The following is a 12,989-nucleotide window of genomic DNA, read 5'->3' as shown; positions in this document are numbered from 1 at the left end:
TTATGGTTGGGGCTGAGGCTGGGCCTGCGCATCGCCATCGGCATCGGCATCGGCAAAAAACTCGGCCATCCATGCGGGCGGCTGATGCGTGCGCAGGCGCGGCCCGGCACGCAGCAACTGGCTGGACACCTCGCGCTGCACCAGTTCCGACACGCCGCCGACCACCGCCAGCAGCGCGCTCAGGTCGACGCCGGTATCGACGCCCATCGACGCAAACATATGCACCAGTTCTTCGGTACTGACGTTGCCGCTGGCACCGGGCGCGTACGGACAGCCGCCCAGCCCACCGGCCGCGGCATCGAATCGCGTGACGCCGGTCTGCCAGGCGGCCAGCGCGTTGGCCAGCCCCATGCCGCGCGTGTTGTGCAGATGGATCGTGAGACCGGTGCTCGGCAGCGCGCGCTGGAACGATGCGCACAGCGCGGCCACCTGGTTCGGATATGCCATGCCCGTGGTGTCGCACAGCGTGATACCGGCGGCGCCCGCATCCGCGAACGTGCGGGCCAGCGCCATCACATCGGCCTCGCCGACCTCGCCCTCGAACGGGCAGCCGAATACGGTCGACAGAGAAATGTTCACCGGCACGTTGGCCCGGGTCGCCTCTGCGATCATCGCCAGCAGTTGCGCCTTCGACTGTTCGCGCGTCATGCGCAGATTGGCGCGATTGTGCGTTTCGCTCGAAGACATCACGAGGTTCACTTCATCGGGATGGCACGACAGCGCACGCTCGAGCCCCCGCAGGTTCGGCACCAGCACCGTGTAGCGCACGCCCGGGACGCGCTCGATCCGGTGCATCACGGCTTCGGCATCGGCCAGCGCCGGGATGGCGCGCGCCGACGTGAACGAAGTGGCCTCGATACGCGCAAAGCCGCAGTGGGCCAGCGCATCGACAAACGTCACCTTGGCGTCGGTCGGGACGATGAACGGCTCGATCTGCAGCCCGTCGCGCGGCGCCACCTCGTTGATTTCGATCTTCGCCGGACCGGCCAGCGGATAGGAATTGGCACTCATGCAATCACTCCACGGGCGCGCAGGTCGGCAATCGCCGCCGCGTCGAAGCCGGCCTGCGCCAGCACGGAATCGGTGTGCTCGCCCAGCGTGGGCGCGCGGTCATGAATGGCGCCGGGGTTGCCGGACAGCTTCGGGATGATGCCTGGCACCTCCACGCTCAGGCCTTTGGCCGAGGTCACCGTCTCGATCACGCCGCGCGCGCGGTAATGCGGGTCCTCGGCAATATCCTTGACCGTATAGATGCGCCCCGACGGCACGTCGGCGCCGCGCAGCACTTCAAGCGCCGACGCCACCGTCTGCGTCCGGGTCCAGGCGGCGATCGCGGCATCGATTTCGTCGACACGCCTGACCCGTCCGTCGTTGCGCGCGAGATCGGGATCCTCGCCGAGATCGTCGCGCCCCATCGCGCTCATCAGCCGGCGAAAGATGGCGTCGCCATTGGCGGCAATCAGCACATAGTCGCCGCAGCCGCATGGATAGGCATTGGACGGCGCGATGCCCGGCAGCGCGCCGCCGGCCGGCTGGCGCACGGCGCCAAACGCCGAATACTCGGGCAGCAGGCTTTCGCTCAGGTTGAACAGCGATTCATAGAGCGCCACGTCGATGACCTGCCCCTGCCCGCCGCGCGCATCGCGCTCATACAGGGCCAGCAGCACGCCAAGCGCGCCGTGCAGGCCGGCGATGGTGTCGCCGAGCGACAGGCCGGCGCGTACGGGCGGACGGCCCGGCTCGCCGGTCAGGTAGCGCAGGCCGCTCATCGCCTCGGCAACGGCGGCGAAGCCCGGTTCGTCCTTGCGCGGACCGGTCTGACCGTAGCCTGAAACCCGCACCATGATCAGCTTCGGGTTGGCGGCGTGCAGCACATCCCAGCCCAGGCCCCACTTTTCCATGGTGCCGGGGCGGAAATTTTCGATCAGTACATCAGCCTCGCCCGCCAGTTTGCGCACCAGATCCTGGCCTTCGCGCTGCCGCAGGTCGATAGCGATCGACTGCTTGTTGCGCGATTGCGCCTCCCACCAGACCGAGGTGTCCTCGTGGAGCATGCGCCACTTTCGCAGCGGATCGCCCTGGCCGGGCGGTTCCACCTTGACCACGTGCGCGCCGAAGTCGGCAAGGGTCTTGGCGGCGAATGGGCCGGCTATCAACTGGCCCAGTTCCAGAACCTTGATGCCATTTAGAATCTGTTGCGCCATGTGGGCACTTCTCCGTAACACTGACCCGTTTCGGGGGATTGGCTTTATTTGGACGCAGTGTGCCCCAGCGACGGCGTGACGCGGAATCGGCATTCCGGAAAGCGGGCTATCTCGGAATGCGAAAGATCGGGACTTACCCTGAGGAGAGGGTCAACTTCTGCCGCAATCGCGCCGTTAATCGTGGCTGGGGTTCGGACCGGGCCGGCGCGCGGCGCGTCGGCGCAGTCTGTAACGGCCCGGCGCGCAGTCCCTTATCCAGCGGCAACCGAAACCATGCAAATTTTCCGCATTCGCAGCCGTGCCTGCCAGGCGCTGTGCATGGCCCTGTATGGCTGGGCCGCCCCGCTGGCCGCGGCGCCCACCACCATCGTGCTCTACTCGGAAGCCGGCCAGCGCCCGCTTTCCTACGAGGAAAACGGCGTGCCGCGCGGCGCCTACATCGACAGCGTGATGCGGGTGCTCAAGCGCATGCCGCCGGAATACAAGGTGGAAATCCGCTTTGCCTCATGGGCGCGCACGGTCGAGGAAGCCAGAAACGGCAACAGCGCCGGCATTCTCGGGGTGTATTACCGTCCTGAGTCGCGCCCGTTCCTCAATCATTCGAAGGCGTTCTACGCCGAAGAGGTCGCCGTGCACTGCAACCGCGACGCGATCGAGAGGCGCACGTTCAAGACCTACCCCGAAGATTTCGCCGGGCTCCGGTTCGGCAACCAGCGCGGTTACCTGGCGCCGGGCCCGCGCTTCTTCGATATGGCGCGGGAGGGCAGGATCGAAGTCGTCGAAGGACACGAATTCCAGGATCTGGTCAAGAAGATGCTGGTGCGCGAGATCGATTGCGTCGTCAATCCGAGCGTGGTGATCAACGAAGCGCTGACGGCGCTGGAAGCGCAGGGGCTGCCCGAACGGATGCGCTACAAGTCCCGGCGCGTCATGACGATCAAGACCGAAACGGTGCATATCGGCTTCAGCAAGCAATACGAGGTCCTGCACCCGGAGCTGGCCACATTCCGGATGCTGTTCAACCGCGCGGCGGATCAATAGAATGCCCCATTGATTCTCCAGGATCACCAAATCCATGCCACTGCCGCCGCCGGCTCAATCGATCCGGAACAGGATGATCGTGCTGTTCATCGTTGTGGTCACCACAACGCTGGGCGCATTTGCCGCGCATCGGCACTGGCAGTTGCGGCAGGACCTCGAACAGCGCTTCGAACGCACCCGCGCCGAAGTCCTGGATAGCCTGCAGCAGAACCTTGCCGAGCCGGTATGGGCGCTGAATGTGGGCATCATGCGCACGCGGCTTGAGTCGACGCTGATGCATGCGGAAGTTTTCGAGGCCTGCGTGTTTTCTCCAGATGGGCGGGAAATCTACGCCGCCGCAGGGCGTCCGGTCATGGCGGGCACTGCGCCATGCACGGTAGCCGGCGCCCATGGCATCCTCGACGAAATCCCGATCTACCCGCCGGACGGCATCGACGCGCAGCGCCGCGAACAGGCCATCGCCAAGACGGTGGTGCGATTTTCCCGCGATGCCATGCACGCGGCGCTGCGCACGGCAGCCATCCAGAGCGTGACCGAGGTTGCCGCCATCGACGTGGTGCTGGTGCTGCTGCTGACGTTTGGCCTGCGCATGGTATTCCGTCCGCTGGAAAACCTGCAGCGCGCGCTATTCCAGCTGGCGTCGAGCGAAGGGGGGCATCTCGACGAACTGGCGCGGCTTGGCCGCACCGAATTCGACAGCGTGATCGACGGCTTCAATCATGTGTTGCGCAAACTGCGGCTGATCATCGCCGAGCGCACCGAAGCGGAAATGACCGTGCGCGCGGCAATCCAGCGCAGCAACAACGCCTTCGCGCAGATCCAGGCGACCCAGAGCGAGCTGGTCGAGAAAAACCGTCAGCTGGAGACGCTGTCGCGCACCGATCAACTGACAGGGGTTTTCAATCGACGGCGGCTCGACGAGGTGCTGATCGACGAGTTCGAACGCCACCGTCGCACCGGCAGCCTGTTTTCGATCATTCTGATCGACGTGGACCGCTTCAAGTCGGTCAACGACAATCACGGCCACCAGATTGGCGATCAGGTGCTAATGGAGCTGGCCGACTGCATGCTGGCCACCAAGCGGCCATCGGACATCGTCGGCCGCTGGGGTGGCGAGGAATTCCTGTTGATTTGTCCCGACACCGGCCTGCAGGAGGCGGTGCAGTTCGCCCAGCTGTTACGCCGTGCCGTCGCAGAGCGCGATTTCTCCGTCACGCGGCAGATGACGGCCAGTCTCGGCGTGGCATGCGTGCAGGAAGGCGACACGATTCACGGCATGATCGCGCGCGCCGACCAGGCGCTCTACCGCGGCAAGAAGAATGGGCGCAACCGCGTGGAATTCGCGCACGACGGCGTGACGGCGCTGTAGCGCAGCCCGGTGCGTGCGCATTCAGAACGGCGCGCGATCTCCGCAAAGATGGGAAATCAGCAGCCGCGCGGATACGGTCAGCCCGGCTGGATCACGCATGCCGATCAGCAGCGAGCGTCGCGCCCACGCATCCTCGAGCGACACCAGGGACAAGCCCATCGATTGCACATGCGGCTCCGCGGCGATGCGCGGCAGCACGCCCACGCCCATGCCAGCCATGACCATGCGGCACATCGCGTCGAAGCTCCGCACCTGGATGCGCAGACGGAACTGGCGTTCCAGACGGCTGCTTTCCTCGAGCAGGCGCGCGGCCAGCGACGTGACCTGCGGCAGGCTGACGAAATCGAATTCGAGCGCATCGGCGTAATGCACCGCGCCGCGCTGCGCCAGCGGATGGTTCGGCGGCGTAATGATGACCAGTTCGTCCTGCCGATACTCGACCGTGACCAGCCCCGCGCACGGCGTGCGATCGGCGAAGATGCCAACGTCCGCCCGGTTCTCCATCAACGCGGCGACGATATCGCTGCTGTTGTGCTCTTCGAGTTCGATGCGGATCGTGGGGTGCTGGCGCATGAACTGCGCAAGGTCATCGGGCAGAAACTGCGTAATGGCCGAGGTATTGGCGCAGACGCGCACCTGCCCGCGCACGCCCGACGCATAATCGGACATCACGCCCGCCATGCGCTCGACATCCTGCAGGATCGTCAGCGCGTGGTGAAAGCATGCCTGTCCGGCTTCCGTCAGTTGCACGCCGGCCGCGTGGCGAAAGAACAGTGGCGCGCCAACAGCGGCTTCGAGATCCGAAATACGCTTGCTGGCGGCGGCCACGGCAAGGTGCGACTGGCGTGCACCGGCCGAGATGCTGCCCTGCCGAGCCACCGCCACGAACAGCCCCAGCGTCACGAGATCGAAGCGCGCGAGATTCATCGTCAGAGCGTGCGGCGATCCATCACGGCGCGCGCAATGGTGCCCGCGTCGACATATTCGAGTTCACCGCCGACCGGCACGCCGCGCGCCAGCCGCGAGACCTTGATGCCGCGCGCCTTGAGCATTTCGCCGACATAGTGCGCGGTGGCCTCGCCTTCGCTGGTGAAATTGGTGGCGACGATCACCTCGGTGGCCGGCCCACCGTATTCGGGGTCGGTGGCGCGCGCCAGCAGGCGATCGAGATGGATTTCCTTCGGGCCGATGCCGTCCAGCGGAGAAAGCCGACCCATCAGCACGAAATACTGCCCGCGGTAGGTAAGCGTCTGCTCGATCATGACCTGATCGGCCGGCGTTTCCACCACGCACAGCAACGATGCGTCGCGCGCCGGATCGCGACACGTTTCGCAGATTTCCTGCTCGGTAAACGTGTTGCAGCGCTCGCAATGGCGAATCCCGTCGGCAGCACCGCGCAACGCGTCGCCTAGCTTGCGCGCGCCGTCGCGGTCATGCTGCAGCAGGTGATAGGCCATGCGCTGGGCCGATTTCGGTCCAACGCCGGGCAACACCTTCAGCGCTTCGATCAGCGCCTGCAGCGAAGTCGGTGCAGCGGCCTTCATGACCGCGCCGCCAGTGCCAACGCCTGCCTCAGAATGGCAGCTTGAAGCCCGGCGGCAGCGGCAGGCCGGAAGTCATCGAGCCCATCTTTTCCTGCGTGGTCGCTTCGGCCTTGCGCACGGCGTCGTTGAATGCGGCGGCGACCAGATCCTCGAGCAGGTCCTTGTCGTCGGCCAGCAGGCTGGGATCGATGGTCACGCGCTTCACATCGTTCTTGCAGGTCATGACGATCTTCACGAGGCCGGCGCCGGACTGGCCTTCCACCTCGATCTGCGCCAGTTGCTCCTGCATCTTCTTCATGTTTTCCTGCATCTGCTGGGCTTGCTTCATCAGCCCGGCCAGTTGACCTTTCATCATGGAATCACTCCTTGGATACGTGTAGGTGGATGGGCGGCGCCGGACTGTCGTACACCGGGCCGCCTCTGGAATTCAGGCGGCGCGTGGCTGGATCGACCCGGGCACGATCTGTCCGCCAAACTCGCGCAGCAAACCCTGCACGAATGGATCGCGGTCGATATTGGCTTCCGCCTCGCGCTGGCGTTCGGCCCGCGCCGCGGCTTCAACCGCCGCAGCGGTATGCGTGACAGCGCCGACTTCACATTGCACGCGCACGTCGACGCCGAAGGTTTCATTGAGCGCGGCCTGCAGCCGCTCGGCGACATTGGCCTCGGCAATCGCCGCGACCGGCACGCGCAGATGCAGCGTACGACCGACCACGCGATGCAGCTCGCTCTGGTGCGCCAGTTGTTGCGCCAGCCCCTTCAAAGGCAGACCCGCGGCAAATGACGGCCAATCGCCGGTAAACACCGGCGGCGTGCCATCGTCGGCCGCACTGGGCGCCACCGGCGGCACGGCGGGCGCCAGCGGCACTGCCGGTGCGGCTTCCGGTTCGGGCCGCCGCGCCTGTGGCGCAGCCTGCGCCGGCGCGGCGCGGCGCGCGCCACGCGGCGCACGTTCCACCGGGTCGGACTCGAAACCGTTATCAAAACCGCCAAAAGTCGGGTCGAACCCCGGATCGGCGTCGTACGGACCGATCACCGGCAGGTCGGGCGGCATGTCTTCCCATGGCGGCACGCTGCTGCCTTCCCATGGCGCAGCCTGGTCCGCAACCGGCGCGGCCGGAGCACGGTCGCGCACCGGCGCCCTGGGGGCCGGCGCGGACGCGGCCGATGCTGCGGACTGCGAGGACGCCGGGGAAGCGGACGGTGCGCTCGGCGCAAGCGAAGCGGCTGGCGCAGTCGTCGGCGCAGTCGGCTCGGTTGATGCCGACGGCGTCGGTTGAATCGTACGCGCCGGATCCGACTGCGGACGAACGGTCTCGCCGGCCGGAATTGACGCCGGTGCCGATGTCACAGCGGGACGTGAGGCCGATGGCGGACGCAGCGGCTGGGCGGGCGAGCGCTGCGCACCTGCCGCGGCGGCGCCAGCAGCCGGAGACGCGCCAGCCCCGAGCGGCCGCGCGGCGCCCTTGCCTGCCGAAGCCTGGCGCGCCGCTTCCAGTGCGGCGCGGGCCGGCGACATCGGCGACCGGCTGGCCGGCGCGGCGGCGGCTGCGGACTCAGCAGCAACGGGCGTGGCAGCGGGTGTGGCGGACGTTGCCGTCACGGCCGGAGCCGCCGGTTCAGCGGTCGTCGGGACGCCCACGCTGTCTGCCACGGGTCGTGACGTCACCGCTGCGGGCATCGGCGCCGGCCCTGGTTCCGCGCGCGCGGCGGACACCATCGAACGGGCTGCGGGCGCAGGCGACGGACTGGCCGGACGCGCGCGCACAGCCTGCTGGCCGCCGCCCTGCCCGCTCGCTGGTGTCGAAGGCGTCGACGACGGACGGAAGGCCAGCATGCGCAGCAGCGTCATCGTAAAACCGGCGTATTCGTCCGGCGCCAGCGCCAGCTCGCTGCGGCCAAGATTGGCGATCTGGTAGAACAACTGGATTTCCTGCGCATCGAACAGGCCTGCCAGACGCCGGACTTCCTCGGCCTCGGGCCACTCGTCCTGCACGGAAGCGGGCACCGCCTGCGCCAGCGCAACCTTATGCAGCAGCGAGCCGAGATCCTGCAGCGCCCCGGCGAACGACAGGCTGCGGTCAGCCATCGAGTCGGCGATGCCCAGCATCGTCGCGCCGTCTTCGGCGGCCAGCGCGTCCAGCAGTTGCACCAGATAGCTCTGATCGATGGCCCCGAGCATGCCGCGCACCGCTTCTTCCGATACCTGGCCCGCGCTGTAGGCAATGGCCTGGTCGGTCAGCGACAACGCATCGCGCATCGATCCATGCGCGGCCTGCGCCAGCAGACGCAACGCACTGCCGTCGTGACCGATGCCCTCTTCGGCCAGGATATGGTCGAGGTGCGAGACGATATGTCCCGGCGGCATCTGCTTGAGGTTGAACTGCAGGCAGCGCGACAGCACCGTGACCGGAATCTTCTGCGGATCGGTGGTCGCCAGGATGAACTTGACGTGTCCGGGCGGTTCTTCCAGCGTCTTCAGCATCGCGTTGAAGGCGTGGTTGGTCAGCATGTGGACTTCGTCGATCATGTAGACCTTGAAGCGCCCGATGGTCGGCGCGTAGACCGCCTTGTCCAGCAGCTGCGCCATTTCGTCGACGCCACGGTTGGACGCCGCGTCCATCTCGATGTAGTCGACGAATCGCCCGCTATCGATTTCCAGGCAGGCCTTGCACTGGCCGCAGGGCTGGGCGGTGATGCCGCCATTGCCGTCAGGGCCAGTGCAGTTCAGTGCCTTCGCGAGGATCCGGGATAAGGTGGTCTTGCCCACGCCGCGCGTACCGGTGAACAGGTAGGCGTGATGCAGCCGCTGCTGTTCCAGCGCATGCGTGAGCGCGCGGACCACGTGCTCCTGGCCCACCAGCGTGGTGAAATCCCGTGGGCGCCATTTGCGCGCTAGAACTTGATAACTCATAGGCGGCGATTGTAGCAAAAGGCGGACCTGAACAATCGGAAGCGACGGGACAAGGCGGCCTCAATCCACACCGACGAAGCCACCCGTCTGATGGGCCCACAACCGGGCATAGAGACCGCCATGTGCGAGCAGCTCCGCATGGGTGCCGGATTCCGCGATATGGCCGCCGTCGAGCACCACCAGGCGGTCCATCCGCGCAATCGTCGACAGGCGGTGCGCGATGGCGATCACGGTCTTGCCCTGCATGAGTACCTCCAGGCTTTCCTGGATGGCGGCCTCGACTTCGGAATCCAGCGCCGAAGTCGCCTCGTCGAGGATCAGGATGGGCGCGTCCTTGAGCAGCACACGAGCAATAGCGATGCGCTGGCGCTGGCCGCCCGACAACTTGACGCCGCGTTCTCCCACCAGGGCATGCAGGCCCCGGTTGCCGTGCGCGTCCACCAGTTCGTCGATGAAATCGTCGGCACGCGCGCGTCGCAGCGCGCCGCGTAGCTCATCGTCGGTACTGTCGGGTTTGCCGTAGCGGAGGTTGTCGCCGATCGAGCGGTGCAGCAGCGACGTGTCCTGCGTGACCATGCCGATCTGGGCGCGCAGGCTTTCCTGCGTGACGCCGGCCACGTCTTGGCCATCGATCAGGATACGGCCAGTTTCAAGATCGTAGAGCCGCAACAGCAGGTTGACCAGTGTCGACTTACCGGCTCCCGAGGGGCCGACCAGCCCGATCTTCTCGCCCGGCCGCACCACAAGATTGACGTTCTCGATCACGCCGCTGCCCTTGCCATAGTGGAACCCCACGTTTTCGAAGCGCACTTCGCCTTGCCGGATCACCAGCGGCTTCGCGTCGGGCCGGTCCAGCACGTGCCTGGGCATGGCAACCGTCTTCATGCCGTCCTGCACCTGTCCCACGTTCTCGAAAATGCCGTTGACTACCCACATGATCCAGCCGGACATGTTGTTGATACGGATAACGAGACCGGTGGCCAGCGCAATCGCGCCCGTGCTGACGATGCCCTGGTTCCAGAGCCAGAGCGCGATGCCCGTGGTGCCGGCGATCAGCGCGCCGTTCATGACGGTAACGGTGACATCCATCGCACTGACCATGCGCCCGGCCATCCGCGCGCGGTCTGTCTGCTCCGCCATGGCGTCGCGTGCGTAGTTCTCTTCGCTGCGCGTATGGGCGAAGAGCTTCAGTGTCGTGATGTTGGTGTAGCCGTCGACGATCCGGCCCATCAGCCGGGAGCGCGCCTCCGTCGCCATCAGCGCGCGCTGCTTGACGCGCGGCGTGAACCAGATCAGCGCGAAGATATAGCAGACGATCCACAGGATCAGCGGGATCATCAGCCGCCAGTCGGCTTCGGCAAACAGCACCAGCGCGCTGACCGCATAGACGACCACATGCCACAGCGCATCGACGGCCTGCACCGCCGAATCGCGCAAGGAGAAGCCGGTCTGCATGATCCGCTGGGCGATCCGGCCCGCGAAATCGTTCTGGAAGAACGACAGACTCTGCTTGAGCACATAGCGGTGATTCTGCCAACGCACCATGTTGGCCAGATTCGGGTTGATGCTCTGGTGCACCAGCACGTCGTGCAGCCAGATCATCACGGGCCGCAACACCAGCGCGACGAACGCCATCCACAGCAGTTCGTTGCGATGGCGGGCGAAGAAATTGCCGTCTGGCGCTTCGCGCGCCAGATCGACCAGACGGCCCAGGAACGTGAACAGCGCAACTTCGACCAGCGCGCCGATCAACCCGACGATCAGCAGGAGCACGAAAACGCCCCACACCTCGCGCAGGAAGTAGGCGTAGAAGCGCCACACGCTGTCGGGCGGCTGCGTGTCCGGAAGCCGGCGAAACGGATCGATCAGTCTTTCCAGGCGGCGGATGGGCATTGCGGCTGTCCTTCGTCGATCGACTTGGCTTGACGGGAACCGCACATGATACGCCCATGAAAAAGCCCCGCTGCGGGAGCGGGGCTTGTGTCGCTGCGCACCGCCGGTGCGTCAGTGGATCACCATCAGCGTGAACGGATGGACATAGGCTTGCAGCGTCACGAACAGGCCGACCATGATGGCCAGCGCGATCGAATGGAAGAAGACGTAGCGCAGGATTTCGCCCTCGTGCCCGTACCATTTCGTGGCCGTGGAAGCAACCACGATCGACTGCGCATCGATCATCTTGCCCATCACGCCGCCCGAGCTGTTGGCCGCGGCCATCAGCGTCGGCGACAGACCCAACTGCTCCGCAGTGGTTTTCTGCAGACCGCCGAACAGCACGTTGGACGCGGTGTCCGAGCCGGTCAGCGCCACGCCCAGCCAGCCCAGCATGGTGCCGAACAGCGGATACAGCACGCCGGTCTGCGCGAAGGCCAGTCCCAGCGTGGCGTCGAGCCCCGAGTAGCGCGTCAGATAGCCGATGCCGAACATTGCGCAGATCGTCAGTAGCGAATAGCGCACGAGCTTGATGGTCTCGAAATACTCCTTGAACAGGCGCGGGATCGAGTAGCCCATCAGCAGGCCGCCGATGATCGCCGACACCAGAATGCCGGTGCCGGCCATCGACAGCACGTTGAAGGCAAAGACGGCGGGTTCGGCGATTTCCTTGGGCACTACGGGCGGGCCCTTGATCACTGCCTTGTCCAGGCCAGGGATCGGGAAGCGCCACTGCCAGATCGCGTCGGCCGCTTTCTTGAACTCGGGAATGCCCCAGATAAACACGAACACCGTGAGGATTACCCACGGCAGCCAGGCCTTGATGACCGAAATATTGGCCGAAGCCGCATGCGCCTGCGCGTCGGCGGCGATGGCTTCCGGGTTGTCGATCTTCGATTCGTCCTTGCGGCCGAGAATGCGCGTGGATGTCCAGACTTCCTTCGGGCGCCAGATCTTCAGGAACGCGGTCAGGCAGCCCATCGAGATCAGCGCCGAAATCACGTCCACCAGCCACGGGCCGTGGAAGTTCGAGACCAGGAACTGCGGCACCGCGAAGCTGACACCGGCCACCAGAATCGCCGGCCAGATGGCCAGCATGCCGCGGAAGCCCGCGAACGCCCAGATCAGCCAGAACGGCACCAGCACCGAGAAGAACGGCAATTGGCGTCCGATCATCGCCGACAACTGCACCTGATCGATCCCCGTCACGGACGACAGCCCGATGATCGGCGCGCCCAGCGCACCGAAAGCAACCGGCGCGGTGTTGGCGATCAGCGCCAGGCCCGAGGCGGCCAGCGGGGAGAATCCCAGGCCGATCAGGATGGCGCCGGTTACCGCCACCGGCGTGCCAAACCCGGCTGCGCCCTCGAAGAATGCGCCGAAGCTGAACGCCACCAGCAGCAGTTGCAGGCGACGATCCTCGGTCACGCCGGAGATCGAGTTCTGTAACACCTTGAATGACCCGTTCAAGGTCGTCAGCCGGTGCAGGAAGATGATATTGAGGACGATCCACCCGATCGGGAACAGGCCCGACACGATACCGAGCCCGGCCGCCTTGCCGGCCATGGCCGCCGGCATGCCGAACACCAGCGACGCGACGGCCACGCCGACGATCAGCGCCAGGCCAGCGGCCAGGTGGGCCTGCATGTGAAAGAACGCCAGCGCCGCCAGCAGCACCGCGACTGGAACCCCTGCAGCGATGGTCGAAAGCGCCATGCTGCCTAGCGGGTCATAGACTTGACTCCACATTATTTGAATCCTCCTCTGGTTATACGGCTGCCTTCCTCTGACGGGCCTGGGAAGCCGGGCTGCTGTTGTCCAGACAGGCGATGCATGCGTCGCCTGACAAGACAGAAAGGGGATTGTAAGGACGGGTTCCGGACTCGCCGCTCAAAATCCGGTCATCGATGTGATGAACCGGATTCACGGATCAGGGTTTGTTCGGGGGCAGACTGGCGCACCTCACATCCTGGCGCGCAGCGTAC

General features: G+C 65.7%; 10 protein-coding genes. 2 read left to right on the top strand and 8 right to left on the bottom strand.

From position 1 onward, the window contains the following. Both AC1RKI_RS17825 and AC1RKI_RS17820 read right to left on the bottom strand, forming a co-directional pair. A complete protein-coding gene (locus AC1RKI_RS17825; protein ID WP_492795060.1) occupies positions 1-1,011 on the bottom strand; it encodes a hydroxymethylglutaryl-CoA lyase in 1,011 nt (336 codons plus the stop codon). Next, complete coding sequence (locus tag AC1RKI_RS17820) at positions 1,008-2,204, bottom strand: CaiB/BaiF CoA transferase family protein (protein WP_061960104.1); 1,197 nt, start codon at positions 2,202-2,204, stop codon at positions 1,008-1,010. The genes AC1RKI_RS17825 and AC1RKI_RS17820 overlap by 4 nt, the downstream gene beginning before the upstream one ends. 273 nt (positions 2,205-2,477) lie before the next feature. On the opposite strand from AC1RKI_RS17820, the gene AC1RKI_RS17815 reads away from it, so the two are divergent. Both AC1RKI_RS17815 and AC1RKI_RS17810 read left to right on the top strand, forming a co-directional pair. Further along, positions 2,478-3,245 carry a substrate-binding periplasmic protein gene (locus AC1RKI_RS17815; protein WP_244785529.1) on the top strand — a complete coding sequence of 256 codons (768 nt, stop codon included), beginning with the start codon at positions 2,478-2,480 and terminating at the stop codon, positions 3,243-3,245. Between the two features lie 34 nt (positions 3,246-3,279). Then, positions 3,280-4,614 (top strand): GGDEF domain-containing protein, encoded by a 1,335-nt coding sequence (locus AC1RKI_RS17810; RefSeq protein WP_084004319.1) that lies wholly within the window; start codon positions 3,280-3,282, stop codon positions 4,612-4,614. 21 nt (positions 4,615-4,635) lie between these two features. Here AC1RKI_RS17810 and AC1RKI_RS17805 read toward each other — a convergent pair whose 3' ends face one another. The 6 genes from AC1RKI_RS17805 to AC1RKI_RS17780 all read right to left on the bottom strand — a co-directional run bounded on the left by AC1RKI_RS17805 (position 4,636) and on the right by AC1RKI_RS17780 (position 12,753). Then, the gene (locus tag AC1RKI_RS17805) at positions 4,636-5,541 is read right to left on the bottom strand and encodes a LysR family transcriptional regulator (protein ID WP_061960107.1); all 906 of its coding nucleotides are present in this window, start codon (positions 5,539-5,541) and stop codon (positions 4,636-4,638) included. Positions 5,542-5,543: 2 nt separating this feature from the next. Continuing rightward, a complete protein-coding gene (gene recR, locus AC1RKI_RS17800) occupies positions 5,544-6,158 on the bottom strand; it encodes a recombination mediator RecR (RefSeq protein WP_150982903.1) in 615 nt (204 codons plus the stop codon). A gap of 28 nt (positions 6,159-6,186) precedes the next feature. Continuing rightward, entirely contained in the window at positions 6,187-6,513 is a 327-nt protein-coding gene (locus AC1RKI_RS17795; protein WP_061960109.1) for a YbaB/EbfC family nucleoid-associated protein, read from the bottom strand. Between the two features lie 72 nt (positions 6,514-6,585). Next, complete coding sequence (locus AC1RKI_RS17790) at positions 6,586-9,072, bottom strand: DNA polymerase III subunit gamma/tau (RefSeq protein ID WP_492795057.1); 2,487 nt, start codon at positions 9,070-9,072, stop codon at positions 6,586-6,588. 60 nt (positions 9,073-9,132) lie between these two features. Then, positions 9,133-10,965 (bottom strand): ABC transporter ATP-binding protein, encoded by a 1,833-nt coding sequence (locus AC1RKI_RS17785; protein WP_490714676.1) that lies wholly within the window; start codon positions 10,963-10,965, stop codon positions 9,133-9,135. A 111-nt stretch (positions 10,966-11,076) separates the two neighbouring features. Beyond that, positions 11,077-12,753, bottom strand: a complete 1,677-nt coding sequence (locus AC1RKI_RS17780) for an L-lactate permease (protein WP_492795054.1) — start codon at positions 12,751-12,753, stop codon at positions 11,077-11,079. Between the last annotated feature and the right edge of the window lie 236 nt (positions 12,754-12,989).

It is taken from the genome of Cupriavidus sp. GW822-FHT06G04, assembly GCF_058799075.1.
The sequence above is the reverse complement of the archived record's forward strand: the minus strand, read 5'-3'. Positions and strand labels throughout refer to the sequence as shown.

Coding starts and splice junctions, on each gene's coding strand:
- AC1RKI_RS17780 (WP_492795054.1), bottom strand. CDS start 12,753: ATGTGGAGTCAAGTCTATGACCCGCTAGGCAGCATGGCGCTTTCGACC.
- AC1RKI_RS17815 (WP_244785529.1), top strand. CDS start 2,478: ATGCAAATTTTCCGCATTCGCAGCCGTGCCTGCCAGGCGCTGTGCATG.
- AC1RKI_RS17820 (WP_061960104.1), bottom strand. CDS start 2,204: ATGGCGCAACAGATTCTAAATGGCATCAAGGTTCTGGAACTGGGCCAG.
- AC1RKI_RS17805 (WP_061960107.1), bottom strand. CDS start 5,541: ATGAATCTCGCGCGCTTCGATCTCGTGACGCTGGGGCTGTTCGTGGCG.
- AC1RKI_RS17785 (WP_490714676.1), bottom strand. CDS start 10,965: ATGCCCATCCGCCGCCTGGAAAGACTGATCGATCCGTTTCGCCGGCTT.
- AC1RKI_RS17825 (WP_492795060.1), bottom strand. CDS start 1,011: ATGAGTGCCAATTCCTATCCGCTGGCCGGTCCGGCGAAGATCGAAATC.
- AC1RKI_RS17810 (WP_084004319.1), top strand. CDS start 3,280: ATGCCACTGCCGCCGCCGGCTCAATCGATCCGGAACAGGATGATCGTG.
- AC1RKI_RS17790 (WP_492795057.1), bottom strand. CDS start 9,072: ATGAGTTATCAAGTTCTAGCGCGCAAATGGCGCCCACGGGATTTCACC.
- AC1RKI_RS17795 (WP_061960109.1), bottom strand. CDS start 6,513: ATGATGAAAGGTCAACTGGCCGGGCTGATGAAGCAAGCCCAGCAGATG.
- recR (WP_150982903.1), bottom strand. CDS start 6,158: ATGAAGGCCGCTGCACCGACTTCGCTGCAGGCGCTGATCGAAGCGCTG.